The sequence below is a fragment of the Mycobacterium sp. SMC-17 genome, from assembly GCF_045310915.1.
Lineage (GTDB): Bacteria > Actinomycetota > Actinomycetes > Mycobacteriales > Mycobacteriaceae > Mycobacterium.
In genome coordinates, this window is the sequence record NZ_JBJIAK010000006.1 from 19,704 (window position 1) to 45,799 (window position 26,096).

Annotated in this window: 25 protein-coding genes; 11 read left to right on the forward strand and 14 right to left on the reverse strand. The window is 67.2% G+C overall.

The window, feature by feature from the left end; translation table 11 throughout:
* The first annotated feature begins 38 nt into the window (after window positions 1-38).
* Both ACJH7A_RS05980 and ACJH7A_RS05985 read left to right on the forward strand, forming a co-directional pair.
* Window positions 39-701 carry a VTT domain-containing protein gene (locus ACJH7A_RS05980; protein WP_318985489.1) on the forward strand — a complete coding sequence of 221 codons (663 nt, stop codon included), beginning with the start codon at window positions 39-41 and terminating at the stop codon, window positions 699-701.
* A 119-nt stretch (window positions 702-820) separates the two neighbouring features.
* Window positions 821-2,212 (forward strand): DUF222 domain-containing protein, encoded by a 1,392-nt coding sequence (locus ACJH7A_RS05985; protein ID WP_406801576.1) that lies wholly within the window; start codon window positions 821-823, stop codon window positions 2,210-2,212.
* A 101-nt stretch (window positions 2,213-2,313) separates the two neighbouring features.
* On the opposite strand, the gene ACJH7A_RS05990 is transcribed toward ACJH7A_RS05985, so the two are convergent.
* Both ACJH7A_RS05990 and ACJH7A_RS05995 read right to left on the reverse strand, forming a co-directional pair.
* A complete protein-coding gene (locus ACJH7A_RS05990) occupies window positions 2,314-3,213 on the reverse strand; it encodes an LLM class F420-dependent oxidoreductase (protein ID WP_406801577.1) in 900 nt (299 codons plus the stop codon).
* Between the two features lie 42 nt (window positions 3,214-3,255).
* Complete coding sequence (locus tag ACJH7A_RS05995; protein ID WP_346416019.1) at window positions 3,256-4,011, reverse strand: IclR family transcriptional regulator; 756 nt, start codon at window positions 4,009-4,011, stop codon at window positions 3,256-3,258.
* A gap of 148 nt (window positions 4,012-4,159) precedes the next feature.
* On the opposite strand from ACJH7A_RS05995, the gene ACJH7A_RS06000 reads away from it, so the two are divergent.
* The 4 genes from ACJH7A_RS06000 to ACJH7A_RS06015 all read left to right on the forward strand — a co-directional run bounded on the left by ACJH7A_RS06000 (window position 4,160) and on the right by ACJH7A_RS06015 (window position 7,538).
* Window positions 4,160-4,927 carry a CoA transferase subunit A gene (locus tag ACJH7A_RS06000; protein ID WP_406775254.1) on the forward strand — a complete coding sequence of 256 codons (768 nt, stop codon included), beginning with the start codon at window positions 4,160-4,162 and terminating at the stop codon, window positions 4,925-4,927.
* On the forward strand, window positions 4,924-5,577 hold the full coding sequence (locus ACJH7A_RS06005; protein ID WP_406775253.1) for a 3-oxoacid CoA-transferase subunit B: 654 nt from the start codon (window positions 4,924-4,926) through the stop codon (window positions 5,575-5,577). Before ACJH7A_RS06000 ends, ACJH7A_RS06005 begins: the two co-directional genes overlap by 4 nt.
* 82 nt (window positions 5,578-5,659) lie before the next feature.
* The gene (locus ACJH7A_RS06010; protein WP_406775252.1) at window positions 5,660-6,892 is read left to right on the forward strand and encodes a cytochrome P450; all 1,233 of its coding nucleotides are present in this window, start codon (window positions 5,660-5,662) and stop codon (window positions 6,890-6,892) included.
* A gap of 97 nt (window positions 6,893-6,989) precedes the next feature.
* Window positions 6,990-7,538, forward strand: a complete 549-nt coding sequence (locus ACJH7A_RS06015) for an NADPH-dependent FMN reductase (protein ID WP_406775251.1) — start codon at window positions 6,990-6,992, stop codon at window positions 7,536-7,538.
* 2 nt (window positions 7,539-7,540) lie between these two features.
* Here the strand turns inward: ACJH7A_RS06015 and ACJH7A_RS06020 are convergent, their stop codons facing one another.
* Window positions 7,541-10,459, reverse strand: a complete 2,919-nt coding sequence (locus ACJH7A_RS06020) for an RND family transporter (RefSeq protein ID WP_406801578.1) — start codon at window positions 10,457-10,459, stop codon at window positions 7,541-7,543.
* A gap of 135 nt (window positions 10,460-10,594) precedes the next feature.
* Between ACJH7A_RS06020 and ACJH7A_RS06025 the strand changes: the two genes are divergently transcribed.
* Window positions 10,595-11,818 (forward strand): sensor histidine kinase, encoded by a 1,224-nt coding sequence (locus ACJH7A_RS06025; RefSeq protein WP_267324100.1) that lies wholly within the window; start codon window positions 10,595-10,597, stop codon window positions 11,816-11,818.
* Complete coding sequence (locus ACJH7A_RS06030) at window positions 11,811-12,461, forward strand: response regulator (protein WP_406801579.1); 651 nt, start codon at window positions 11,811-11,813, stop codon at window positions 12,459-12,461. The genes ACJH7A_RS06025 and ACJH7A_RS06030 overlap by 8 nt, the downstream gene beginning before the upstream one ends.
* A 13-nt stretch (window positions 12,462-12,474) precedes the next feature.
* Here the strand turns inward: ACJH7A_RS06030 and ACJH7A_RS06035 are convergent, their stop codons facing one another.
* On the reverse strand, window positions 12,475-13,326 hold the full coding sequence (locus ACJH7A_RS06035) for an SDR family oxidoreductase (protein ID WP_293017887.1): 852 nt from the start codon (window positions 13,324-13,326) through the stop codon (window positions 12,475-12,477).
* Window positions 13,327-13,477: 151 nt separating this feature from the next.
* Here ACJH7A_RS06035 and ACJH7A_RS06040 point away from each other — a divergent pair, with 151 nt between their 5' ends.
* Genes ACJH7A_RS06040 through ACJH7A_RS06050 form a run of 3 tightly spaced genes read left to right on the forward strand, consistent with a single transcriptional unit; the run spans window position 13,478 to window position 15,503 of the window.
* Window positions 13,478-13,813, forward strand: coding sequence for an intersectin-EH binding protein Ibp1 (locus ACJH7A_RS06040; protein ID WP_293017889.1), 336 nt, complete (start codon window positions 13,478-13,480; stop codon window positions 13,811-13,813).
* A 23-nt stretch (window positions 13,814-13,836) separates the two neighbouring features.
* Window positions 13,837-14,001, forward strand: coding sequence for a hypothetical protein (locus ACJH7A_RS06045; protein ID WP_090562895.1), 165 nt, complete (start codon window positions 13,837-13,839; stop codon window positions 13,999-14,001).
* A complete protein-coding gene (locus ACJH7A_RS06050; RefSeq protein WP_293017893.1) occupies window positions 13,998-15,503 on the forward strand; it encodes a trehalose-6-phosphate synthase in 1,506 nt (501 codons plus the stop codon). The genes ACJH7A_RS06045 and ACJH7A_RS06050 overlap by 4 nt, the downstream gene beginning before the upstream one ends.
* Before the next feature lie 57 nt (window positions 15,504-15,560).
* On the opposite strand, the gene ACJH7A_RS06055 is transcribed toward ACJH7A_RS06050, so the two are convergent.
* The 10 genes from ACJH7A_RS06055 to ACJH7A_RS06100 are packed head-to-tail and all read right to left on the reverse strand — an operon-like array spanning window position 15,561 to window position 25,960.
* Window positions 15,561-16,049 carry a mammalian cell entry protein gene (locus ACJH7A_RS06055; RefSeq protein WP_043984613.1) on the reverse strand — a complete coding sequence of 163 codons (489 nt, stop codon included), beginning with the start codon at window positions 16,047-16,049 and terminating at the stop codon, window positions 15,561-15,563.
* On the reverse strand, window positions 16,049-16,774 hold the full coding sequence (locus tag ACJH7A_RS06060) for a DUF6445 family protein (protein WP_406801580.1): 726 nt from the start codon (window positions 16,772-16,774) through the stop codon (window positions 16,049-16,051). The genes ACJH7A_RS06055 and ACJH7A_RS06060 overlap by 1 nt, the downstream gene beginning before the upstream one ends.
* Window positions 16,774-18,432 carry an MCE family protein gene (locus tag ACJH7A_RS06065; protein ID WP_406801635.1) on the reverse strand — a complete coding sequence of 553 codons (1,659 nt, stop codon included), beginning with the start codon at window positions 18,430-18,432 and terminating at the stop codon, window positions 16,774-16,776. The genes ACJH7A_RS06060 and ACJH7A_RS06065 overlap by 1 nt, the downstream gene beginning before the upstream one ends.
* Window positions 18,433-18,434: 2 nt before the next feature.
* Window positions 18,435-19,604: an MCE family protein gene (locus tag ACJH7A_RS06070; RefSeq protein ID WP_406801581.1), complete on the reverse strand. Its 1,170-nt coding sequence runs from the start codon at window positions 19,602-19,604 to the stop codon at window positions 18,435-18,437.
* A complete protein-coding gene (locus ACJH7A_RS06075) occupies window positions 19,604-21,022 on the reverse strand; it encodes an MCE family protein (RefSeq protein ID WP_043984610.1) in 1,419 nt (472 codons plus the stop codon). Before ACJH7A_RS06075 ends, ACJH7A_RS06070 begins: the two co-directional genes overlap by 1 nt.
* Window positions 21,022-22,077 (reverse strand): MCE family protein, encoded by a 1,056-nt coding sequence (locus ACJH7A_RS06080; RefSeq protein WP_406775246.1) that lies wholly within the window; start codon window positions 22,075-22,077, stop codon window positions 21,022-21,024. The genes ACJH7A_RS06075 and ACJH7A_RS06080 overlap by 1 nt, the downstream gene beginning before the upstream one ends.
* On the reverse strand, window positions 22,070-23,104 hold the full coding sequence (locus ACJH7A_RS06085) for an MCE family protein (RefSeq protein ID WP_406775245.1): 1,035 nt from the start codon (window positions 23,102-23,104) through the stop codon (window positions 22,070-22,072). The genes ACJH7A_RS06080 and ACJH7A_RS06085 overlap by 8 nt, the downstream gene beginning before the upstream one ends.
* 25 nt (window positions 23,105-23,129) lie before the next feature.
* Window positions 23,130-24,332 carry an MCE family protein gene (locus tag ACJH7A_RS06090; protein WP_406775244.1) on the reverse strand — a complete coding sequence of 401 codons (1,203 nt, stop codon included), beginning with the start codon at window positions 24,330-24,332 and terminating at the stop codon, window positions 23,130-23,132.
* A 13-nt stretch (window positions 24,333-24,345) separates the two neighbouring features.
* Window positions 24,346-25,188 carry an ABC transporter permease gene (locus ACJH7A_RS06095; protein ID WP_138250776.1) on the reverse strand — a complete coding sequence of 281 codons (843 nt, stop codon included), beginning with the start codon at window positions 25,186-25,188 and terminating at the stop codon, window positions 24,346-24,348.
* Window positions 25,189-25,195: 7 nt separating this feature from the next.
* Complete coding sequence (locus ACJH7A_RS06100) at window positions 25,196-25,960, reverse strand: ABC transporter permease (protein WP_029105067.1); 765 nt, start codon at window positions 25,958-25,960, stop codon at window positions 25,196-25,198.
* Between the last annotated feature and the right edge of the window lie 136 nt (window positions 25,961-26,096).

Consider the following 26,096-nt stretch of genomic DNA (forward strand, 5'->3'; position numbering starts at 1 on the left):
TTAAGGGAACAGCCAACACACACCGGTATGTTGACCCCATGATCAGCACGCTGTCGCTCATGCCGGACTTCATGGATCCGGTGAAGCTCATCGCCTATTTCGGCACGTGGGCGCTGGTCGGACTGCTGGTCGTCATCTTCGTCGAGTCGGGCGTGCTGTTCCCGATCCTGCCCGGCGACACCCTGCTGTTCGTCGCGGGCATGCTGGCCGCCGGCACCGCCGCCCAGGCCGAGGTCGCCGCCCAGGCCAACTTCAACATCTGGCTGCTGATGGTGACCATCCCCGTTGCGGCCATCCTCGGCGGGCAGGTCGGATACTTCATCGGACGCTTCCTCGGTACCTCGATGTTCAAGCCCGACGCCCGCGTCCTCAAGCAGAAGTACCTCGACGAGGCGCACACCTTCTTCGAGGAACGCGGACCGTTCGCGATCCTGCTCGCCCGCTTCGTGCCTATCGTGCGCACCCTGGCGCCCATCACCGCCGGCGCCGCCCGGATGGGATACGGCGCCTTCACGCTGTACAACGTGATCGGCGCGATCGTGTGGGGCTGCGGCATCACGCTGCTGGGCTACTGGCTGGGGCAGTTCCCGATCGTGCAGAAGCTGCTCGAGCCGATCTTCATCCTGATCCTCGTCGCATCCATCACGCCGATGATCTGGGAGTGGTACAAGCGGCGCAAGGCTGCCGCGACGGAGGGCTGAGCCGGCCCGACGGTCGGGTTCGAAAAAGTTTGGTCACTTTGTTAGCGCTGGTCACGGCAGGTAACTAGCGTCACATCGCCGACGGTTTCTTGTCGGTGGTTCGAACTAGTGTTCGATATATGGGATTGACCGATCCAGCCGTTGTCGAGGAGGCGTACGCCGCCTACGAAGCTGCGCACGCGCGGCTCGCATCCCTGGATTACACCGGCCTGGACGTGGCGACATTGCTGGAATTGAAGTCCCGCCGCGAGAGGTTGAAGTGCGCCGCCGAAGCGGTGGATCACCGGATCCTGGTTGCGGCGCAGTCTCAGGTCACGGCCCGAGAACTTGGCGCGAAAAATTGGGCTGAGGTGCTGCGTATCCGCCTGCGCCTGGACGCCACGGAAGCCAACCGCCGGGTCCGCGACGCGCAGTATTTGGCGGCCCGCGCCGGGCTGACCGGCGAACCGTTGGCGCCGCTGTGGGAGTTTGTCGCCGCGGCCCAGGCCGAAGGCGTGATCAACACCGAGCACGTGAAGGTGATCGGCCAGTTCATCAATAAACTCCCCGGCTGGGTGGACCCCACCACCCGCGGGCAGTTCGAACAGTCCCTGGTTGCTGGGGCGCGGCACCAGAGCCCGGACGAACTGCGGGCCGCCGCTGAGGCGCTGCTGTACCTGCTCGATCAGGACGGGCCGCTGCCCGATGACGCCGAACGCGCCCGCAAACGCAGCTTCCGCATCGGTAAACAACAACCCGACGGCATGTCCAAAGTGGACGGCTGGCTCGACCCCGAAGCACGCGCCACCCTCGAAGCAGTCCACGACAAACTCGGCGCCCCCGGCATGTGCAACCCCGCCGACCCCACACCCTGCCAATCGGGCACCCCCACCCAGGCCCAGATCGACAACGACACCCGCAGCACCGACCAACGCAACCACGACGCCCTGGCCGCCATGGGCCGCATCGCCCTCGGCACCGACCTCGGCGACCACAACGGCCTACCTGTGGCCATCGCGGCCACCTGCACTGTCGCCGACTTGGAGCGCGGCACCGGCCACGCACTGACCCTCACCGGCAGCCGGTTACCGATCCGCGATCTCATCCGCATGGCTGCCCGCGGCGCCGACCACTACCTCGTCGTCTTTGACGACCACACCGAACAACCGCTGTACCTGGGCCGAGCGCGGCGCACCGCCACCGTCGCCCAACGATTCGCCCTCTTCGCCCGCGACCTGGGCTGCACCAAACCCCACTGCACCGCCCCCGCCTCGCGCTGCCAGGCCCATCACGTCGACACCGACTGGGCCGATGATGGCCCCACCGACATCACCAACCTCGCCCTGGCCTGCGGCTGCGACAACCGCCTCGCCGACACCGGCGGCTGGCACACCACCATGGCCAACGGCCGCGCCCACTGGACCCCACCACCACTACTGGACGTCGGCCAACCCCGAACCAACCACTACTGGCACCCCACCCTCTACCCACAGGAGAGTGAGGACGGCGAAAGTGACTATGCAACAAACTGATTGGCCGACGCAGCAGAAACCCTTCGCTGCGGCGCTGATGGTCGCCTTACCGGGGACGGGCTGAAGCGCACCCTGGCAGGCCGGTCAAACCGGCAGCCGACCTACAGCCCCAATGCTGCGGCCAGCTCACGCAGGCCCGGCCGCGGGTCGGCCGTCGGATGCTCGCCGAGCATCTGCACCACGACGTGGTCGGCGCCGGCATCGAGGTGCGCCTTCACCTTCGCCGCTGCGTCTTCGACGCTGCCCATCCCGACCAGCGCGCGGGCCAGTCGCTCGGACCCGCCACGGACCAGATCGCTCTCGTCGAAGCCCTGGCGCAGCCACGAGTTCCGGTAGTTGGGCAGGCCGCTGTAGACGTTCAGGTGATCGTGCGCGCGGCGCAGCTGTTCAGCGTCATCACCGCCGACGACCACGGCCTGCTCGGAGACGATCCACTTGTCCGGCCCGAGGATTTCCCGCGTCGTCGCAGTGGCCGACGGCACGACCAGGTACGGATGCGCACCGTCGGCCTGTCTGCCCGACAGCTCGATCATCTTGGGGCCCAATGCCGCAAGCAGTCGGGGCGGCCGGCCCACCCCGGGTTCGATGGCCTCCGGCACGGCGGCCATGCGCTCCAGGTAGCTGCGCATCGTCGCGAGCGGCTTTTCATAGGTGCCGCCCATCCCCCGCTCCACCAGCGGGCCGTGACTGACGCCGAGGCCCAGCACGAACCGTCCCGGGTACAGCGCGGTCAGCGTGCGGGCACCGGCCTCGGCGGCCGACGGCAGGCGCACGTGAATGTTGGCGATGCCCGTACCGACCACCAGCCGGTCGGTGGCCGCGAGGAACGCCGCCGATTCGGTGAGGCATTCCTTGCCGACGGTTTCGGGCAGGAACAACGAGCCGTAGCCCATGGCTTCGATGTCGCGGGCCACGGCCTGAGCTTCCGGCATGGCCCAGCTGTCGCTGGCCCACCAGACGCCGATGCGGGACGGAAAGTCGATGCGCGCGCGTTCAGTCACCAGTCCACAATCGCCTACCGCCACGCGGGCGGCGACGCGGGGTCACCCCTGCAGCCGGCCCGACAGCTCGTGAGCCTGCTCGAGAAGCAGCCGCCCCAGTTCACGTCGACGCCCGGCACGGAACCGGGTCTCGACACCGGTGAGGCTCAGGGCCCAGCCGGGCAGGCCGCGTCGGTCGAACACCGCGGCCGCCATGCCCCAGCTGCCTTCCACCAGGAGCGCGGGATTGACGGCATAGCCGGCGCGCCGGGTCTGCTCGATGCGCTTGCGGATGGCCGCTTCGGAATGATTTGGCCCCCAATTGGTTTCCGGCTGTTCGCGGGAGAAGTAGTCGTCGACGTCGGCGGCCGGTAGGTGGCTGAGGATCGCCAGCCCGGCGCTGGCCACCCCGAGCGGAAACCGGATACCGACCTGCAGGACGTGCGAGCGCAACGGGAAGCTGCCCTCCTCGCTCAGTACGCACACGGTCTGATCGCCGCGACGGGCCGAGAAGAACGCACTCTCGCCGGTCTCGCGTGCCAGCCGCGTCACCACCGCACGCGCCTGATCGGTCACGTCGTGGTGTTGGGCCGCACCGACCCCGAGCAGATACAGCTCGGGTCCGAGTGACCAGCGGCCGGTCTTCTGATCCCGGCTGACCAGATGTTCGTCGGCCAGCGCCGTGAGCAGCCGGTGTGCCGTCGGCCGGGCCAGCCCCGCCAGTTTTCCGAGCTCGGTGGTGGAGGCGCCTTCGGGTTCGGCCGTGGCCACTGCCCGCAGCATCGCCCCCACGCGGGCGACGACATTCGGACCGGTCATCACCACATCCTAGGCGTTCATTCAGTGAACGCACACAGCGTCAATGCTCGCCATGTGAACACTTTCGACCTGCTTCGAGCAGAGACTTGCCTTGTCAGCGGCGTGCCGTGTTGAGTGGGTCACGCGTTTACTGGATGAACGGAGTGTCATGACCTCGAAGGTGTACGCCTCGGCTGCCGCAGCGGTCGCCGACATCGGTGACGGCGCCACGCTGGCTGTCGGCGGATTCGGTCTATGCGGCATCCCCGACCAACTCATCGATGCCATCGCCGCGTCGAGTGCCACCGATCTCGAGGTGTTCTCGAACAACTGCGGCGTCGACGGCGTCGGCCTCGGCGTGCTGCTGGGCCTCGGCAAGGTCCGCCGGGTCACCGCGTCATACGTCGGGGAGAACAAGGAGTTCGCCCGCCAGTACCTGTCCGGCGAGCTCGAGGTGGAACTCACCCCGCAGGGCACGCTGGCCGAGCGGATGCGCGCCGGCGGCGCCGGCATCCCCGCGTTCTACACCCCGGCCGGCGTCGGCACCCCGGTCTCCGACGGCGGTCTGCCGTGGCGCTACGCGGCCGACGGTTCCGTCGCAGTTGCCTCGCCGCCCAAGGAGATTCGCGAATTCAACGGCAAGCGCTACGTGCTCGAGGAGTCGATCAACGCCGACTTCGCGCTCGTGCACGCGCTGCGCGCCGACACCGCGGGCAACCTGGTCTTCAACAAGACCGCGCGCAACTTCAACCCCCTCGCCGCGATGGCCGGCCGGATCACCATCGTCCAGGTCGAGGAACTGGTGCAGCCCGGCGAGATCGACCCCGACGACGTCCACCTGGCCGGCGTGTTCGTGCAGCGCATCGTGCACACCGGGCCGCAGGACAAGCAGATCGAGAAGCGCACCGTGCGCGCGAACGAGGGAGCCGCGAAGTGACCGCGCCCACCGGCTGGAACCGTGACCAGATGGCCGCCCGCGCCGCGGCCGACATGATCGACGGCGAGTACGTCAACCTCGGCATCGGCCTGCCCACCCTCATCCCCGGCTTTCTGACAGGCGACGTCCACGTCACCCTGCACTCGGAGAACGGCATCCTGGGGACGGGCCCCTACCCCACCGAGGACGACGTCGACCCCGACCTCATCAACGCCGGCAAGGAAACCGTGACGGTGAATCCCGGTGCGGCGTACTTCGATTCGTCGCTGTCGTTCGGGATGATCCGCGGCGGCCACATCGACACCGCCGTACTCGGCGGCATGGAGGTCTCGCGCACCGGCGACCTGGCCAACTGGATGGTGCCCGGCAAGATGGTCAAGGGCATGGGCGGCGCCATGGACCTGGTGCACGGCGCGTCGCGGGTCATCGTGCTCATGGAGCACACCGACAAGGCCGGTAACCCCAAGATCGTCCCGGTCTGCACGCTGCCGCTGACCGGTCAGGGTGTGGTCGACCGGATCATCACGAACCTGGCCGTCATCGACGTGCCCGGCGACGGCACCTTGATCCTGCGCGAGACCGCCCCGGGCGTGAGCGTCGACGATGTCATCGCGGCGACCGGCGCCGAGCTGACCGTGCAGCTCGACTAGGTGGTTAATTACGCCGTTCGGCTGATGTGTTGCGCCCCGCTCGGCCCGATAGTGACTTCTATCGGAGCCGAGGGAGACATCGATGACCATCGCCACGAACGCCGTCGTCGACGTCTCGGATGCCGGCCTGCCCAGGATCGATTACGAAACCATCGATGATCCGGCGGCGGCCCACCGGATGATCAAGGAGGTCCGCCGGCAGTCGCCCGTGGCCATCGGGCCGCACGCACCGGAGGTGCTCAGCTACGAATTGGTCCGTACGGTCCTGCGCGACTCGCGGTTTCATCAACCCGGCGTGCGCGGGCTGGTGCCGCGCGGAGTCACCGGAGGTCCGTTGTGGGATCGCATCGGCAGTGCACTGCTCAGTCTCGACGGTGATGAGCACACTCGGCTGCGGAAGCTGGTGTGCAAAGCGTTCACCGGCAAGGCCGTCGGCCGGCTCGATTCGCTGATCGACTCCATCCTGGCCGAGTTGGTCGATCCCGTTGCCGCCGTGGGGCATTGCGACATCGTCGCCGACGTCGCCCAGCCCTATCCCATCCCGGTGATCTGCGCACTGTTCGGCGCGCCGCGTACCGACTGGCGGATGATCTCGGATTGGACCGACGACATCTTCAAGATGTTCTGGTGGGATGTGGCGGCCCACGAATCCGAAATCCTCACGGCCTGGCAAAAGTTCGACGACTACATCGACGCGATGATCACGGACCGCCGCGCCGCGCTGACGGACGACCTGCTGTCGGGCCTCATCCGGGCGGAGGACGACGGCGACCGGCTCAGCCACTCCGAACTGCTCATGCTGTCCATGGGGATCCTTGCGGCCGGGACCGACACCACACGCAACCAACTCGCCGCCGCCGTCGACACCTTCTGCGACCACCCGGACCAATGGGCGCTCCTGGCAACACATCCCGAGTTGGTGCCCCAGGCGGTCGACGAGGTGATGCGGTTCGCGCCGATCGTCCTGAACGTGCCACGGTATGTCACCGAAGACGTGGAGCTGTCGGGGTTCTTCTTTCCGCGCGACTCGCTCGTCGTCGCCAATACCGCTGCGGCGAACCGTGATCCGCTGGTGTACGACAACCCCGATCAGTTCGACATCACGCGGCATGACGTACCGCCGATGCTCACGTTCGGCGGCGGTGTGCACTACTGCCTCGGCTCGCATCTCGCGCGCCTGGAACTGGTCCGCGCACTCACCGTGCTGACGCAGCGGATGCCGAACATTCGCCGCACGGGTCCGGCACCGTGGAAGCCGCTGATGGCGGTCAGTGGGCCGCAGACGCTGTCGGTGGAGTTCGACGCCGGGCATTGATTGTGTGAGTGGTTGCCATTCTTCCGCGCGGGTACCCCGAGTTCGGCAGGCTGTCAGGAGCCGCCATCGGGGTCACGACGCAGAAGAGGAGCACTACATGAAAATCGGCATCATCGTGGGATCGATTCGGGACGGGCGCGCCGGCGCCGGCGTCGGCACCTGGGTTGCCGAACAGGCGGCCGGGCGCGACGACGCCCAGTTCGAGATAGTCGACCTGAAAACCTTCGACGTGCCACTGCTCACGTCCGCGACCGTTCCCGCCGCGGCCAAGAAGCAGTACGAATCGGAGAACGTGCAGCGGTGGAGCGCGACGATCGATGCCTGCGACGGATTCATCTTCGTCACCCCCGAGTACAACCACGGTGTCCCTGGTGCGTTCAAGAACGCGGTGGACAGCCTCGGTTCTGAATGGTTCGGCAAGACAGTGGCTTTCGTGTCCTACGGTGCCGACGGCGGGGTGCGCGCCGTGGAGCAGTGGCGGCAGATCGTCGCCAACTTCCAGATGCTCGACGTCCGCGCTCAGGTGTCGTTGTCCCTGTTCACCGAGTTCGGCGCCGACGGCTTCACCCCGCTGGAGCGGCGTGCCGGAGAACTGGCCGGGCTATTGGACCAACTGATCACGTTGACCGCGAAGGTGAGCGGCTGAGTTCAGCCCGCGGCACCCTGCAACACTTCTCGACCCGGCGCCGTGCCGGCGATCAACGGCAGGTCCCGCCGCGGTCGCGACGGCCGACGCGTGAACGTCCGCGACAACACTCCGCGCACCAGGGGAACCGGGGACCACCAGAACCACCGGCCGAGCAACCCCGCGATGCCCGGCACGACGAAGGTCCGCACGATCAAGGTGTCGATGAGCAGACCGACGCCGATGGTGGTACCGACCTGCTCGATGCTCAGCACGTCGCTGGACAGCATCGCGAACATGGTGATGCCGAAGACGATTCCGGCGGTGGTCACCACGCCGCCGGTACCGCCGAACGTCCGGATCATGCCGGTCTTCAACCCCGAGTCCGGCCGGCTCACCTCTTCACGCAGCCGCATCGTCAGCAGCAGGTTGTAGTCGGCGCCGACGGCCACCAACGCGATGAGCGCGATCGACGGCACCGCCCAGTGCAGCTCTCTGCCCAGGAGGTCCTGCCAGATGAAGCTGCTCACCCCGACCGCCGACGCGTAGGACACCACGATGGTGCCGATCACCACCGCGGCCGCCACCGGGCTGCGCAGCATGATGAGGATGATCAGGAACACGAGCGCGAGCGCGACGCCCGCGAGCAACAGGAAGTCGTCCGACACATAGCCACGGAGCTCCGCGGTGCCGGTGCCGAAACCGGTGACAAAGACGGTGTTTCGGACCAGGGTGCCCTCCTTCGTGGACTCCTGGACCGCGGCCAGGATCTCGGGCGAGCGCAGCGCCCCGTCCGTGCCGAACACCTTGCCGTCGCCGTAGACGAGCAGCCGCGTCGACCGGCCGTCGGGCGCGAAGTACAGCCCGGCCGCACGCTGGAAGCGCGGGTCCTGCCACGCGCGCTGCGGCAGATAGAAGCCGCCCTCGCTACTGTCCTGGAAGTCCGCCCGCACGCCGCGCAGATAGTCCGTCAGGCCGGAGAACATGCCGCGGGTCTCGCCGACGGTCTTGGTCAATTGTGTTGTGACTGCGCCGAGTTGGTCGACCGCGGCCCGCATCGAGCGCACCGAGGCCTGCGCGCCGGTCAGCGACTTGGCCATCTCGGTGGTGCCCGCGCTGAAACCCACTGTGCTGTCAGTCAGCGTGCTGGTGGCCGCCACCACGGAATCCATGGGCTCGACGACCTTGAGCACCAGCGAGCAGATGGCATCGCCCGCGCAGTTCGGGTTGGCATTGGTGAAGCCGCGCAACGGATCCATGTACTGAGACACCGAGGTGACGTTGTCCCGCAACTGCTGCATGCCGCCGTGCATGGCGTCGATTCCCGAGCCCAACTGCCCGAGGCCACGGACGCTGCCGCCCAGCCCGTTCTGCAATTGCGTTATGGCCGAGGAGAACTGGTCCAGCGTCGCGGACAGCTGGTTGACGGCGCCGAGCCGCTTGCTCAGCTGGGCCACCCCGTCGTCGAGCTGGTCGGCGATGGTGCCGGCCTGATCGGTCAGGGCCGCCTGCTCGGGCAGCGAACCCGCCGGCCGCGATGCCGACTGCACCATGCGAATCCCGGGAATCTCCATGATCTTCCGGGTCACCCGTTCGACCGCGATGACGCCCGCCGGGTTGCGCAGGTCGTGGTCGGTCTCGATCGAGACGGTCTCGGGCAACAGCCGGTTGGGCGGGAAGTGCCGGTCCATGGCCTGGTAGCCCCGGTTGGCATGCGTGGAATCGGGTTGCGCGGCAAGCTCGTCGAAGCCCAGACGGATGCCGGCCACCGGGATGGCACAGACCACCAGAACCAGCGACGACGCCACCAGTACCGGCCCCGGCCACCGGGCGACGACGGTCCCGACCCGGCGCCAGCTCCGGCCGGGCACCTTCGCCGCGGCACGACGGCGGGGCTGCGCCAGGCCATGCCGCCCGGCCAGCCCGATGAACGCCGGCAACAACGTCAGCGATGCGAACATACCGGTGAGAATGCCTATGGCGCAGGGCAATCCGGCACTGCGCAGCATGCCGACCTGAGCGAACCGCAGGCACGACAGCGCCGCCGCGATGGTCAAGCCCGACGCGGCGATCACCGGCGCGACGCTGCGGTTCGCTATCACCAGCGCTTGCTCGTGATCGACGCCGGCGCGGCGCTGCTCGTGATAGCGGCCCAGCAGGAAGATGCCGTAATCCGTTGCCGCCCCGAGCACCATCGCCGCCAGCAGCGACACCGAGAAGATCGACACCTCGATCAGGTCCCGCTCCCCCAGGAACGCCACGACGCCCCGCGCGACCCCGAGGCCCAGGCCGACGGTCAGCAGCGGGATCGCCGACGTGATCACCGAGCGGTAGACGACGAACAGCAGCACCGCGATCAGAACGACTGTGACACCGGTGATCATCAGCATCTGCTTGTCGATCGCGCTGAGCTCGTCGGCGATGGTGGCGCCCGGTCCGGTGACGTACGCGTGCAGGCCCGCAGGTGCGGGAGCGGCCGCGACGATCCGCCGCACCGCGTCCAGTGCGGCGTTCGCCTTTGCGGCACCGAGCTCGCCGCGAATCCGCAGCATCGTGTACACCGCCTTGCCGTCGGTGCTCTGCGCGCCGGCCGCCGTCACCGGGTCGGACCACAGGTCCATCACCGAATCCACATCCTCGGTATCCGCGCGCAAGGTGCTCAGCAGGCGGTCGTAGTAGGCCCGCTCCGGCGCGCCGAGCGGGTGATCGCCCTCCAGCACCAGGTAATTGAGGTTGCCGCCGGACCCGTCATGAAACTGCTCGTCCATCTGGACGCCGGCGAGGTTCACCGGGGCATCGGCGGGCAGGAAGCCCCGCGCGTGGTTGTGCGCGGTGGTTTCCACCTGCGGCACAAGCAGATTGCCCGCCGCCGCGGCCAGCACCCACAATCCGATGATCAGGACCGCGAAGCGGCTGCAGAATCTTGCGATGACGTCCCACATGGATTCCGAACCTACGAGCGGCGAAGGCCCGGAAGCGTCGTGCTGCGGACGAGACCGGGCCTCCTACCGTGGTAGGAGGCCCGAGCCGTCCCGCGAATGATGTGTAAATCCCGGCACCGGCTCTACGCTGGCGGTATGGCCTGGCTCCGTGACTTCGCGCTGCGTCGGCGCGAGCTCGTGGCCTACCAGTACCCATTCACGGTCCCCATCGTGATGTACACCGGCACGCTGGTGGTCGCGGCAACCGCCGCGACGCAGCGGGATTTCACCAAGCCGTGGCTGCTGCTCGTCGCCGTCGGGCTCGTGTTCGCGCCGATCCTCGCGTTCATCGTCGGCGGCTACAAGCCGTCGACTGCGGTCAGCGCGGCGTCGGTGCTGGCCGGGGTGGCGCTGCTGTTGTTGTGCTGGCCGCCGGTCTTCCTCGACGCAGCGCCGTTCCTGTTGATGTTCATGCTCGGAGAGGTGTTCGCGCTGGGTCCGATGCGCATCGGCCTCGCGAGTCTGCTCGCCAGCGCGCTGCTGTTGATCGGCGCGTCCCGCACGGGACACCTCAGCACGTTCGTGCCCTACCTGCTGTTCTTCCTGGCCATCGCCGCGATGATGGGGCACATCCTGCAACTGCAACAGCGTCTCGTCATCGAGGAACGTGCCCGTCAGGACGTCCTCACCGAACAGGCCGCAGCCGACGAGCGCCGACGCATCGCCCGCGAAGTGCACGACGTGATCGCCCACTCCTTGTCGGTCACCATGCTGCACCTGACGGGCGCCCGGCGCGCCCTGCAGGAGGACAGCGACGTCGACGAGGCGGTGGACGGCCTGCTCGACGCCGAGCGTCTCGGCCGGCAGGCCATGTCGGACATCCGGCAGACGGTCGGTCTGCTCGGCGCGCGCGACGCCGCCCCGTTGCGGCTGGCCCCCGAACCGGGGTTGTCCGACCTGCCCGATCTGGTGACGAGTTTCGCCGACGCGGGCTTGCACGTGGAGTCGAGCATCGAGGTCGACCCGGCGTCGGTCACTCCCGGGATCGGCCTGGCGCTGTACCGGGTGGCGCAGGAGTCACTGGCGAACGTCGCCAAGCACGCCCCGTCCTCGGCGGCGCGGCTGCGGCTGTATGTGGAGAAGGGCGCAGCCGTCCTGTCGGTCGACAACGAGCTACCGAGACCCGTGGCCGGCGCAACAGCCGGTGCGGGGCTCCCCGGGATGCGTCAGCGCATCGCGTTGCTCGACGGCGAATTCGAGGCCGGTCCCGGACCGCAGGGGTGGACGGTGCAGGCGCGTGTACCGGTCGCCACGGCAACCGCCGCGCACTGCGCCATGCACCGAATCCGGCTGTCACGCAACGAGGTTCGCCATGACTGACGTTGACGTCCTGCTGGTCGACGATCAGGAACTCGTCCGCTCGGGCCTGCGCCGGATCCTCCGACGCAAGGACGGCTTCTCGATCGTCGGTGAATGCGCCGACGGCGACGAGGTGCCGCGGGAAGTGCTCCGGTGCCGTCCCGATGTGGTGGTGATGGACCTGCGGATGAAGCGCGCCAGCGGCGTCGACGCGATCCGCGCGCTGCGCGCCGGCGGCGGCCCACCGGCCTTGGCGCTCACCACATTCGACGACGACGACCTGCTGTCCGCGGCGCTGCGCGCCGGGGCGTCCGGCTTCGTCCTCAAGGACTCGCCGGCCGAGGAACTGATCCGGGCCGTGCACGCCGTCGCACGCGGCGAGGCGTACCTGGACCCGGCCGTCACCGCGCGCGTGCTGAACGGCTACCGGCGCGCCCCTGGCGCCCCGTCGGACGACGTCGCCGACCGGCTGACCGCCCGCGAGCTCGACGTGCTGCAGCTGATCGGGTCGGGCGCGACCAACGCCGAGATCGCCGGCCGACTGGTCATCTCAGAGGTGACGGTGAAGAGCCACATCGGACGGATCTTCACCAAGCTGGACCTACGGGACCGCGCGGCCGCCATCGTCTACGCGTACGACCACGGCGTGGTCGCGCCGAAGTAGGCGCAGCGCCCGCCTAGTCGGCGAAAACCCCGCGCATGGCGTCGGCGCCGAACATCGGCTCCATCATGGCCGAGAAGTCGGGGCCGCGGCGCAGCTTCTGGCCGCCGTCGACGTTGATCAGCTGGCCGGTGATCCACTGCGATGCGTCGCTGAGCAGGAACAGCGCCAGGTTGGCGACGTCCTCGACCTCGCCGGCCCGGGGCAGCGGCGTGCACTGCCGGTAATCCTCTCGCAGCGGCTCGAATTCGAAGATGCTCGCCGCCACCAGATCGGTGCGGATCAGGCCGGGGCGGATGCTGTTGGCGCGCACCCAAGAGGCGCCGAGTTCGTCGGCCGCCAGCTGGACCAGGTGATCGAGCGCGGACTTGGTGACGCCGTACGGCCCGAACCAGCGGTGGGTGTTGCTCGCCGCGATCGACGAGATGCCGACGAACGAGCCGCCGCCGCCGCGCACCATTTCCCGCGCGGTGTGCTTGACGACGTACATGCTGCCGTTGACGTTCAGGTCGACGGTCTGGCGCCACATCTCCGAATCCAGGTGCGTGACGGGCCCGACGGTCAGCGAGCCACCGGCACAGTGCACGGCGCCGGAGAGCTTGCCGTTCCACGCGGCGGCGGTCGCGACAGCGGCGGCGACGTCGTCCTCGTTGGTGACGTCGGCGGTCTGGAAGCGGATGGCGCCCGGTCCCCCGGCGGCCGAGATCTCGTCGACTGCCGACTGCAACGTGGCCTCGGTACGGCCGAAGATGAGCGCGTTGCCGCCGGCGGCCACGACGCCCTGGGCGATGGCCTTACCGATGCCGCTGCCACCGCCGGTGATCAACACCGTCCGGTCCGTCAGCCAACCCTGGACTGAAAATTGCACCGACGTACTCCTCTGGACAGATCGACGGGGACACGTCCTGTATACACTTTTCAAAAGTTGTATACAATGCTGGTCGGGCGGCCAATTTCCCCGTTCGCTACACAGCACCTGGGCGTACGCTGAAATTTTCCCCGACGAAAGCGGTGACGCCATGAGCATCCCGATCCATCGACGTCTCCTGGTCGCCGGCGGCTTCGCCGTCGCGACGGTCGCCGCGCCCGCCGTACTCGCGCTGAGCGGCCCCGCGTCCCCCGCACTACTCGGGGAAACCAGCTGCCCGCCCGGCATGACGGCGAACCCCATCAGCGGGTCCTGTTTCGAGAGCGGCAACGAGCAGGCACCCGGCCCTGTCGAAGCGGCACCGAACCAGCTTGGCCAGGTCGACGGCATCCCGTGCACCGGCCACAACACCGGCGAATGCATCGGCCTCTCGGAAGAACAGGTGCCCGAGGTGCACCCGCACTCGTCGGTGAGTTCCAGCCCGTAACAACAGTCGCCTAAGGTTGTGTAATGCCTGCAAAAACTGATCCCGCCGATATCGGCGACGTGGAGCCCCTGGCCGACAGCACCGCCCGTCAGGCCCGCCGCGTCGTGGCCGCGTACGCCAACGATGCCGACGAATGTCGCATGTTCCTGTCCATGCTGGGTATCGGGCCCACGAAGCTCGACGCGTGACGGCCCGCGGAGGCAACGACGCTTCTGCGGCGTCCACCGCGAGTCCCAAATCCTCCAAGGGCGGTAAGTCCGCCGTGAAGCCCGTCGGCAACTCCGACTTCGTCGTGGTCGCCAACCGGCTGCCCGTCGACATGGAGCGGCTCCCTGACGGTTCGGTCACCTGGAAGCGCAGCCCCGGCGGGCTCGTCACCGCGTTGGAGCCACTGCTGCGCAAGCAGCGTGGCGCCTGGATCGGCTGGCCGGGCGTCGCCGACAGCGACGAAGACCCGATCGTCCAGGACGAGCTCACGATGTGCCCGGTCAGCATGTCGGCCGACGAGATCGCCGACTACTACGAGGGCTTCTCCAACGCGACGCTGTGGCCGCTGTACCACGACGTCATCGTCAAGCCCATCTACCACCGGCACTGGTGGGACGCCTACGTCGCGGTCAACCGGCGCTTCGCCGAGGCCACGGCCCGCACCGCGGCCAAGGGCGCGACCGTCTGGGTGCAGGACTACCAGCTGCAGCTGGTCCCCAAGATGCTGCGGGAGCTCCGGCCCGACCTGACCATCGGGTTCTTCCTGCACATCCCGTTCCCGCCCGTCGAGCTGTTCATGCAGATGCCGTGGCGCACCGAGATCATCGAAGGCCTGCTCGGCGCCGACCTGGTGGGCTTCCACCTGCCCGGCGGCGCGCAGAACTTCCTGGTGCTGGCCCGTCGACTGCTCGATGCCAACACATCGCGCCACACCATCGGTGTCCGGTCCCGGCTCGGCGAGGTGAGCCACGACGGCCGCACGGTCAAGGTCGGCGCGTTCCCCATCTCGATCGACTCGGCGGCGTTGGACGCTCAGGCCCGCAGTCGCACCATCCGGCAGCGCGCCCGTCAGATCCGCGATGAGCTGGGCAACCCGCGCAAGATCATGCTGGGCGTGGACCGGCTGGACTACACCAAGGGCATCGACGTGCGGCTGCGCGCGTTCTCGGAGCTGCTCGCCGAGGGCCGGGCCAACCGGCACGACACCGTGCTGGTACAGCTGGCCACTCCGAGCCGCGAGCGCGTGGACAGTTACAAGGTCATGCGCGAAGACATCGAGCGCCAGGTCGGGCACATCAACGGCGAGTACAGCGAGGTCGGTCACGCGGTGGTGCACTACATGCACCGGGCGATCGGCCGCGAGGAACTCATCGCGTTCTTCGTCGCGGCCGACGTCATGCTGGTGACGCCGCTGCGCGACGGCATGAACCTGGTGGCCAAGGAGTACGTGGCATGCCGCAGCGACCTCGGCGGCGCCCTCGTGCTCAGCGAATTCACCGGCGCCGCAGAGGAATTGCGGCAGGCATACCTGACCAACCCGCATCACCTGGACGGGGTCAAGGACGCCATTGCCGACGCCCTCACCCAGTCCCCGGAAGAGGGCCGACGTCGCATGCGCGCGCTGCGTCGGCAGGTGTTGGCCCACGACGTCGACCGCTGGGCCCGGGCGTTCCTCGACGCCCTGTCGCACACCCGCGACTGACCGACCAAGAATTCAGGCCCCGGAGCAGTGCTCCGGGGCCTGAATCAGGTTGGGGTACTAGAAGATCGGCGTCATCTCGTCGATCAGCCACTTGCCGTCGATCTTGCGGTAGTCGACCTTCAGCCGGCTGCCCTCGTAGTTGGGCTGCTTGCGCTCATCGGTGATGACCCGGTTCACGAAAGCGAGAACCGTCCCCGAGTCGCGGTGCGACGAGATCATGCCCGCGCCAACGACATTCACTTGACTGATGAGCTTGCGCTTCACCGCGTCGTTGAAGATGTTGTTCTTGGCCGTCAGTTCCTCGTACCGCTTGCGGAACGCCGGAGTCATCAGCGTCAGTGCCTGCGTCGTGGAACGCTGCACGCTGCTGTACTCATAGCCGAGGATCTGTGGGATCTGGGACCTGGCCAGGCTCGGCAACTCGTCGGCCGTCGCCTGTTCTCCGGAGAGCTCCACGTGGTTCCAGAACGCCGACCCGCCGAGCGCCCCGAGTGCCACCACGGCGACCGCCAAAAGTGCGCCGAGCGCCACCAGCAACCGGTTCATCAGTTGCCTCCATCCGGGTACTTGATGTCGTAGGCCGCCATGTGACCGCTGTCGTCCTCGCGGATGAACACCCGCTGCCGGTACGGCGTCGACGGCTGGTTCACCCCGTTCATGTCGGACAGCGTCACGCGGACCGTCACCAGCACCTTCGCGATGTTGGAGGTGTTGTCGATGCTCTCCAGCGCCGCCGCGGTGATGACGGCCTCCGAGTTGGCCTGCGTCTGCTTGAACAGGTACTTCAGGTTGTCGGCGTTGTTGCTCTGGTTCATCATGTCGCGCAGCGGGCCAGGGCCGATGCCATTGACGAAGCGGTTCACGCTCTCATCGACGGTGTTCTGCGTGTAACTGAACATGTTGACCACGGTCTGCTTCGCGGTGTCCACGAACCGCTGATCGCGGTCCTGTGTCGCCTCGATCTGCCCGTTGCCGTGCCGGAGGAACCAGGTGCCGCCGGCCAGCGCCGCCACGAGCACGGCAACGACCGCCAGGCCGATGGTCATGACCAGCGACCGGTGCGGTTGCCGTCGCGGCACCTGGACCGCGGGCCGCGCCTTGGTGGTCACCGATTCGGTTGCTGATGTCTTGCTCGCTGTCGACGGGATCGCCACGTCGAGCACTGTTGCCTCTGCTGAACCGGCGGTGCCGGCGGGCCGTGAGGCCCGCCGACGCGCACGGGTCACCGGCGGCTTCGACGTCTCGTCCGTCGCAGCCGGTTCGTCACTCATCAAACCTGCCTTGGATCCTTCATCAGGTCGACCCAGGACTCGCCTGCGTCGCCGTTACTCGAGCCGGCGTTGAACACTCCAGTACCGCCGGCAGGGTCAGCGAAGACCCCGGTATTCGCATCGTACGTCGTGCTCTGCGGCCCCTTCGGCCCGCTTGCCTGCGGCTGGCCCTCGGGGCCGGGCGCCGGCGGGTTGTTGATCGCGTACGGCGGAGTCACCTGATCCGGCGGCGCGAAGAACGGCCAGGGCAGCGGCTGCGGACCCGGATCGCTCGGCGGGTACGGCAGCGGGAACGGCGCATTGGGCGCAGGTCCCGGCCCGGCGGGCACCCCCGGCGGCAATTGCACCGACGGCGGGCCCGGGTCATAGTCGGCACCCGGCGGAATCATCGGGAACCGGTTCGGCGGGGTGATGTTCCGCGGGTCGTTGACCGGGGTGTCGTACGGCACTGGCGGACCGCGCCACGGGTTGCTGCCGATCGGCACGTAACCACGCGGGTCACGACAGATCTGCACCGTGGGGGCGCGCTTGCCCGGGTACTCCATGCAGGGGTAGTTGCGGGCACCACGGACGGTGCTCGGGTCGCTCTGCGCGGTCTTGCAGTACAGGTCCTTCGGCAGATCGCGCACGGTGGTGTCGGCCGGTGTGCGGTTCTCCGGAGCCGGGATGAAGCCCGTCGAGCACGCCGGCTGGCCGAGGCTGATCTTGAAGTCCAGCTTCGCGCCTTCGTCGATGGGCACGCCACCGGCGTCGGTCAGCAGTGCCGCGATCAGCGCCGGGAAGATCACCAGCGCCTGCTCGATGGACTTGTGGTAAATGACGCCGATCCGGCCGAAGTTGGCCAGGTTGGCCGCCAGCATCGGGAACGTCGGGCGGATGCCGTCGAACGTCTCGTTGACGGTCTGGACAGCGCCCGGGACGGTCTTGAGCACCGCACGGAGCTGCGGGGCGGCCTGGGCGGCCTCGCCGGTCAGCGTCGCGAGACTGCTCGCCATGGTCTTGATGTCGGCGCCGGCACGAATCTGTGCCTTCAGCAGCGGGCCGGCCTGGTCGATCAGCTTGTCGATCTCGTTCGTGTTGGCGTTGGCCTCATCGACCAACAGCCGCGACGACCGGATCATGCGCGCCAGTTCCGGACCGGATCCGTTGAACGCCTTGAACGACTCGCGGAGCAGGTCCTGCAAGCGCGTGTTGCTGATGCTGCTGACCAGGGACTGCGCCTGGTTGAGCAGGTCCACGATGTCCTGGCCGACCGCGGTCCGGTCGACACCGATGGTGGCGCCGTTCTTCAGCATGTTCTTCGAGGGGTCGGCCGGCGGCGGCACCAGATCGATGTACTGCTCACCGATCGCGGAGACGCTCTTGACCGTGGCGGTGACGTTGTCCGGCACCGGGCTGTCGGTGTTCAGCCGCATCTGGGCCGTTACGCCGTTGTCGTTCAGACCGACGTTCATCACCCGGCCGATCGTCACGCCGCGGTAGGTGACGTTGGCGTTCTGGTAGATGCCGCCGCCGACGACGAACTTGGCGTCCACGTTGTAGACTCCCAGGCCGACCGCCGCCGGCAGGTGCAGGTAGGACGTCGTGATCAGCGCGAGGCAGATGACGGTGACGACACCGAAGATCGCCAGCTGGAAACGCGCAAGACGGGGCAACAACATTACGGCTTCACCCCTCCATGTTGCGTCGCTGTGCCGGGCGGAATCTTGAACGGATCGGCGGCCTGTCCGGACAGGTTCGCCAGTGCGCCCAACAGGAAGTCCGGCGGGTTGACCACTTCGTCCAGGCGCCTCATGTTCGGGTCGAGACCCCCCGAGGTCGCAAAGAAGGTCTCACCGAGGCGGCGCAGCGTCAGGTCGAACGTCACGTACACGTTCAGGTAGTCACCGCGCACCGCGTTCTTGAAGTACTTGTTGGAGAACGGGAACGTCGCCATCAGATCCTGGTCGTGGATGAAGTCGTCGGCGTTGTCGTTGAGCGCTTTGATGACAGGAAAGAGGTCCTTGAAGTCGGCCGCGAAGTCATCCTTGGTTGCGGCCATGACCTTGGCACCGACCACCGCGAGCTTCCGCAGCGCGGTGAACGCATCCACGATGTTCTTGCGGTTGTCATTGAGGACCTTGATCGCCCCCGGCAGGGTGTCGAGCGTGCGGCCCAGGCTGTCCTTGCTCTTGGTCAGGATCGAGGCGAAGCGGTTCAGCCCGTCCATGGCCCCGATGATGTCGGTGGTCTGCTTGTCCAGGGACTGGGTGAGCTCGGCCAACCGCGGGATGAAGTCGACGAACTGCCCCGCCCGGCCGGCGACCGCGGCATAGGCCTCATCGGTGATGTCCTGCAGCGCACCGAGATTGCCCTTGTTCACCACCAGGCCCAGCGACGACAGCACCTCTTCGGTGGTCGGATACCGGCCGGTGTGCGCCAGCGGAATCTCCGAGCCCTGCTTGAGCCGGCCCTGCGGCGCTTCCCCGACAGGTTCCGACAGCTGCACGTGCTGCGAGCCGAGCAGCGAGGTCTGGGCGACCTTCGCCCGCGCGTTCGCCGGCAGCTTCACATCGCCGTTGATCGACAGCTTCGCCGCGGCATAGAACGTGCCGTCCGCACGCTGGACCGCGTCCAGGCCCGACACGCTGCCGACGGTGACGTCGTTGACCATCACCGGCGAGTTCTGCGGCAACGTCGCGACGTCCGGCAGCTGCACCGTGACGGTGTAGGAACCGGCGCCGTGGCCCTGGGTACCCGGCATGTCCAGCGAGTTCAGGCCACCGAACTGGCAACCGGCGAGCACCACGGCACTCGATCCGAGTGCCAGGACTTTTCCAACCGTCTTCATCAGTTGCCTCCGGCTTCAGCGGGCAGCGGTGCGCCCACCGGGGCTGCGGGCGCCGGGGCGGGGCCGGGCAGCGGACCAGAACCGTTCAGCGGCGTCGAGCCCGGTCCCACCGGCGGCGTGGCCGGCGAAATCTGACCCGGAATGGCCGGCGGCGGCAGGATTAGGTCGCTGAGCGTCCCGTCCGGCTGGACCTTCGGCGGGACGACGCCAGGGGCGGCGTTCCACTGCAGGTACGGCACCGGAGTCTGCGCCTTGGCTTCAGTCTGCGGGGTGTCGTAGATGACCTGGCCCTTATATGCCGTGATGCTGTTGATCGGATGGAACAGCACGGGCGGGTAGTTCATCGCGATCCGGCGCAGCACCGGACCCATGCGCTGACGGCAGATTTCCGCCCGCTTGTAGTTGTCCGGAGAGGCACCGATGTCGAAGTTGCCGCCGCACAGGAATTGCACCGGGTTCGCGAAGTTTGGCAGCGACAGCAGACCGTCCAGCGAGCCCTGCGCCGGGTTGTAGATGTTGTAGAAGTTGGCCAGACCGTTCGGCGTGATATGCAGAACCTGCTCGATATTGTCGCTGTTGTCGGTCAGCACCTGGGTGAATTCGGCCAGCTTGCCGACCTGGTCGATCAGCGCCGCGTTGTTGTCCTTCAGCAGGCCCTTGACGTCACCCAGCGCCTGGTTCAGGGCGCCAAGGGTCTGGTCCAGACCGGCCGAGCTCTCCGCCAGCACCTGCGAGACGGACGCGACGTGGTCGGTGAACTGCACGATCTGCTCGTTGCTGCCGGACAGCGCGTTGACCAGAATCTGCAGGTTCTTGATGGTGCCGAACAGGTCGCCACGCGAATCACCAAGGCGCCCAGCGGTTTGCGACAGTTCACGCAAGGCGTTGCGGAACGAATCGCCCTTGCCATCGAGGGTGTCGGCGGCCTGGTTGATGAACGCACCGAGCGGACCCTGCGGGGCACCGTCCTGCGGGCCGAGCTGAGCGCTGAGCTGGGTCAATTGCTTCTTGACGTCGTCCCACTCGACCGGGACACCGGTCCGGGCCAGCGGCACCTCGGCGCCGTTGGCCAGCGCCGCTCCGCCGTTGTAGACGGGGGTGAACTGCACGAACCGCGCCGCCACCAGGTTCGGCGAGATGATGATCGCCCGCGCGTCGGCCGGGATCTTCACGCCGTCCTTGACGGTCATGCTGACCTTGACCGAATTAGCCTGCGGCTCAACCGAATCGATGGTGCCGACCGGAACCCCCAGCACTCGCACCTCGTCGCCGGCGTACAGGCCCACGGCGTTGGTGAAGTGAGCGACCACCTTGTGACCGCCATGTGACGGCCACAGCAGATAGGCGCCGGCAGCCACCAGCGCGACCACCACGGCTACGACCGCAAGGATCGCGCCCCGCGAGTTCATGTTCTTCATCATGGCGACTTCGGCCTCACGACGATCCGTTCAGAGATGTAGCCCTTCAGCATGTCGCCGAGGCTGGCCGGCAGCTTGCCCGGCTGAAAGTACGCGTCGAGTGCGACTTCCGACATCGTCGAGGGCGGCAGGCCGTACAGGTTGATGTTGAAGCCCGGACCGTTAGCGACCACCTCGCCGAGTGTGGTGGCGTAACCCGGCAGCCGCTTGAGCGCCTCGCTGATGTGTTCCTTGCGCTTCAGCAATTCGTCCAGCACCAGGTTCAGCTGCTTGAGGGCCGGACCGAACTCGCGCTTGTTGTCCGCCACAAATCCCGAAAGCTGTTGCGAGACAACGCGAATACCGGATATCAGCGTGCCCAGCGACTGACGCCGCTCGCCCAGCGCGGCGAACAGCTGATTGCCGTCGATGACCAGCTTGTTCACCTGGTCGGCGCGCTGCGCCAGGGTGTCGGACACCTTATTGGCGTGCCCGAGTAGCTGTTCGAGCGCCTGGTCGCGCGTGTTCAGGCTGCGCGACAGGGCAGCTACCCCGTCGAGCGCGCCACGCAGCTGCGGCGTCGCGTCGTGCAGCGTGTCGGTCAGCACCTGGAGCGCCTGCTGCAGCTGCGGCTTGTCCAGCTCACTGGTGTTCTGGCCCAGGTCCTGCAGCGCGGTGCTGATGGTGTACGGAGTCGTGGTGCGGCCCAACGGGATAACTGTGGCTTCCTTCGTGCCCTTCGGGGTGACCCAGAGAGACTTCTGCCCCAGCACCGTGTCGGTCTTGATCGATGCCAGCGACTGGTCGCCGACCACGATCTGACGGTCGACGGTGAAGTTCACTTTCGCCGAGGTCCCGGCGAGCTCCACGTCCCCGACCTTGCCGACCTTGATACCCGCGACGCGCACGTCACTGCCCGGGGTGATGCCACCGGCGTCGCCGAAGTACGCGGAGTAGTTCTTGCCCTGCGGCCAGAACGGCAGGCCGGTGTAGCCAAACGAGATCAGCACCAGGCACACCACGATGAACACACCGAGAATGCCGGTGCGAACCGGATCCTTTTCTGGCTTAGCCACTTTCGGAGCACCTGCCCTTCGACGGATCCGCGGGACCACCGAACGGAACGATCAGATCGCTACCCGCGGGGCCACTCATCTTGATCTTCACCGAGCAGTAGTAGATGTTGAAGAACGCGCCGTAGGCACCGAGGGCGTTGAGTCGCAGGTAGTCCTCCGCGAGGTTCTCGATGACCGGGTTCACCTCCGCCCGGCGCTCGTACATACGCTGCGCGAACGGCCGGGCGTTCTCGATGACGCCCTGCACCGGGCGCCGCGACTTCTGCAGCATCTCGGTCAGGTCGTTCTCGGCCGAGGCCAGCGGGCCGATGGCACCGGCGATCGGGTCGCGCCCCTTGGCCAGGCCGGTGATGAGCTGCTGCAGCTGGTCGATGCTGGTGTTGAACTGAGCACCCTTGGCGTCGACCGTGCCGAGCACCGTGTTGAGGTTGGTGATCGTGTCGCCGATCAGCTGGTCGCGCTCGGCCAGCGTCTGGCTGAACGAACCGGTGTTGGACAGCAGGTCGCTCAGCGCACCGCCCTCCCCCTGCAGGGCCTCGATCATGGCGGCGGTGATCTCGTTGACCTTCTTGCCGTCCAGACCCTTCACGACCGGGCGCAGACCGCCGAGCAGTGCGTCGAGGTCGAGCGCCGGCTGGGTGTTGGCGAGGGCAACGGTGCCGCCGGCGGGCAGCTTGCGCAGCTCGCCGGGGCCGGAGGTGATCTCCATGTAGCGGTCACCGACCAGGTTCTGGTAGCGGATGACGGCGCGGCTCGAGGTGTACAGCTGGTAGCGATCGTTCAGCGTGAACTTGACGTCGACGGTGTTGTCGCTCTTGAGTTTCACGCTCTTCACCGAGCCGACCTGGACACCGGCGATGCGGACGTCCTCGCCGGCCTTGAGCCGGGACGCGTCGGTGAAGTTGGCGTGATAGGTGTTCGACGAGGCGAAGCGGAACTGGCCGAACACCACCACCAGACCGGCGGCGACCAGCAACATCACGACGGTGAACACCGTGACGTTGATCATTGCGCGCTTGTGTCTCATGGGCGGCCCCACTCACTCGCGGACATCAGTAGCGGTCCTTCTCTGCGTAGGCACCGTTGAACAGGAACTGCAGCGTCGAGGGCGCGTCGAACTGCAGCTCGGTGTTCGGCTGGTACGGGATGTAGGCGTTGTCGGTCACCAAGAAGGGCGTGTGATACCACGAGCCGCCGTACTGCTTGGACGGCACGTCCGGAAGGCCACGGCAGTTCGGACCACCCGAGGCGTTCACCATCGGGAGGCTCTCGGGGTAGGTGTAGTTGGGCGCACCCGGGAAGAAGTTCGAGGAGACGAACAAGCCCGGCTTGACGCCACCGAACACCGGGCCGAAGCGGTCGACGGCCTTCGACAAGCCCTGGATGAGGCATGGGAATTCCGGTGAGTAGTCACCCAGAACCTTCAGCGGGGCCCGCAACCGCTGGATTGCGGCGATGTAGTCGTCGGCGGCCGGTGAGATGGTCGCGTACGCGTTGTTGGCGAACCCGGTGGACGCGAGCAGCGCGGCGTTCAGGTCGTCCTTCTCGTCGACCAGCGTCTTGCTGACGGTCGGCGCGTTGTCCAGGACCTTCGCCAGGTCGGGCGCGGCGTCGCCATAGATGCCGGCGACCGTCGAGGTGTCCTTCAAATCCTGCTGCAGCGTGGGCAGCTTGGGGTTGAAGTACTCCAGGTACTTGCTCAACCCGGCCACCGCGGCGCCGGCGTCGTCACCGTGGCCGCGCAGGCCTTCACCGAGCGCGGTGACGGTGGCGTTCAGGCTGACCGGATCGATCTTGTCGAGCAGGTCGGTCAGCGTCTGGAAGACGGTGTTCATCTCCAGCTGGACGTCCTTGGCCTGCACCTGGGCACCGGGACGCAGTGACTCCTTCGACGGATGCTCCGGCGGCAGGAACTCGACCGACTTGGCGCCGAACACCGTCGTGCTGCCGAGCCGGACGCGGGCGTTGGACGGGATGTAGCGCATCTGGTCGCTCAGGACCGCCAGCTTCAGCTTCGCCTGGTCACCGGCGTAGTCGATCTGCTCGACCTTGCCGACCTGGATGCCGCGGTACTTGACCTTGGCATCAGGGTCCATGACCAGACCGGCGCGGGGCGCCATGACCGAGACGGTGTCGGTGGGGGTGAAGGCCGCGGTGTACGACAAATAGGTGAACACCACGGCGGCCAGCATGATGCTGATCAGCACCGCTGCCGCGAGCCTCACATGGCTGCGTTTAGGACCGCCGGAAGACATCGTCGTGCACCCCCTATCCGGAGAGGTTGAAGTTGCCGGACGCGCCGTACACGGCCAGGGAGATGAGCAGGACGATGGTGACGACCACGATCAGCGAGGTCCGCACGGCCTGACCGACGGCGATGCCCACGCCCACGGGTCCACCGCTGGCGTTGTAGCCGTAGTAGGTGTGCACCAGCATGACCGCGACGGACATGACGATGGCCTGCAGGAATGACCACAGCAGGTCGGTGGGCACCATGAAGGTGCTGAAGTAGTGGTCGTACAGACCAGCCGACTGGCCGTTGATGTACACCGTGGTGGCCCGCGCCGCGAAGAATGACGCCAGGACGGCCAGCGCGTACAGCGGGATGACGGCGATCAGGCCCGCGATGATGCGCGTGGACACCAGGTAGGACACCGAGTGCACGGCCATCGATTCGACGGCGTCGATCTCCTCGGCCACGCGCATGGCGCCCAACTGCGCCGTACAGCCGGCGCCGATGGTCGCGGCCAGCGCGATGCCGGCGATGATCGGCGCGACGATGCGCACGTTGAGGAAGGCCGACAGGAAGCCGGTCAGCGCCTCGATACCGATGTTGCCCAGCGAGGAGTAGCCCTGGACGGCGATGACGCCGCCGGAGGCCAGCGTCATGAACGCGGCGACACCGACGGTGCCGCCGATCATCACCAGCGCACCGGTTCCCATCGTCATCTCGGCGATGAGCCGGATGGTCTCGCGACGGTAGCGGGTCAGGGCGTTGGGGATGTACCGGAAGGACTCCCCGTAGAACAGGGCCTGCTCGCCGAGGCCGTCGACGATGCCGGGCAGTGCCCGGAACATGCGTTTGAATCGGAGTGTCGCGTCGTAGCTCATGGCCGGATCACCTCACCAGTACTCGGACGCCGATGGCGGTCATGATCACGTTGATGACGAACAAGCAGATGAAGGCGTAGACCACGGTCTCGTTCACCGCGATGCCGACGCCCTTGGGGCCGCCCTTGACGGTGAGGCCGCGGTAGCAGCCGACCATGCCGGCCAGCAGGCCGAACAGCACGGCCTTGATCTCGGCGAGCATCAGCTCGCCCAGGCCGGTCAGCACCGTCAGGCCGTTGATGAACGAACCCGGGTTGACGCCCTGCAGGAAGACGGAGAAGACGTAGCCGCCCGAGATGCCGATGGCGCACACCAGGTTGTTCAGCAGCACCGCGACAAAGGTCGACGCGAGAACGCGGGGCACGACCAGCCGCTGGATCGGGTCGATGCCGAGCACGCGCATCGCGTCGATCTCTTCGCGGATGGTGCGGGCACCCAGGTCGGCGCAGATTGCGGTGGCGCCGGCGCCGGCGACCACCAGCACCGTGACGACGGGGCCCAGCTGGGTGACCGTTCCGAACGCGGTGCCGGCGCCGGAGAGATCGGCGGCGCCGATCTCACGCAGCAGGATGTTCAGCGTGAAGGCGACCAGCACGGTGAACGGAATGGCGACGAGCAGGGTCGGCACGAGCGATACGCGGGCGATCATCCAGGTCTGTTCGAAGAACTCCCGGAATTGAAAAGGGCGACGCCACATCTTCGTGAATGTGTCGAGGGCCATTTCGAAGAACCCGCCGACGGCCCGGGCCGGAGCCGCAAGCTGTTCGATCAACCTTCGACTCCATTCTCGGTCCGGGCTGAGCAGTCACGGCGAAGAGTGGGGTTTCCCTCTTCCACAGCGGCCTGATCACCACGTTGCAATGCATGGCTCTTGTGAGCCGGCTCCTAGTAGCTAGAACATGTTCGCA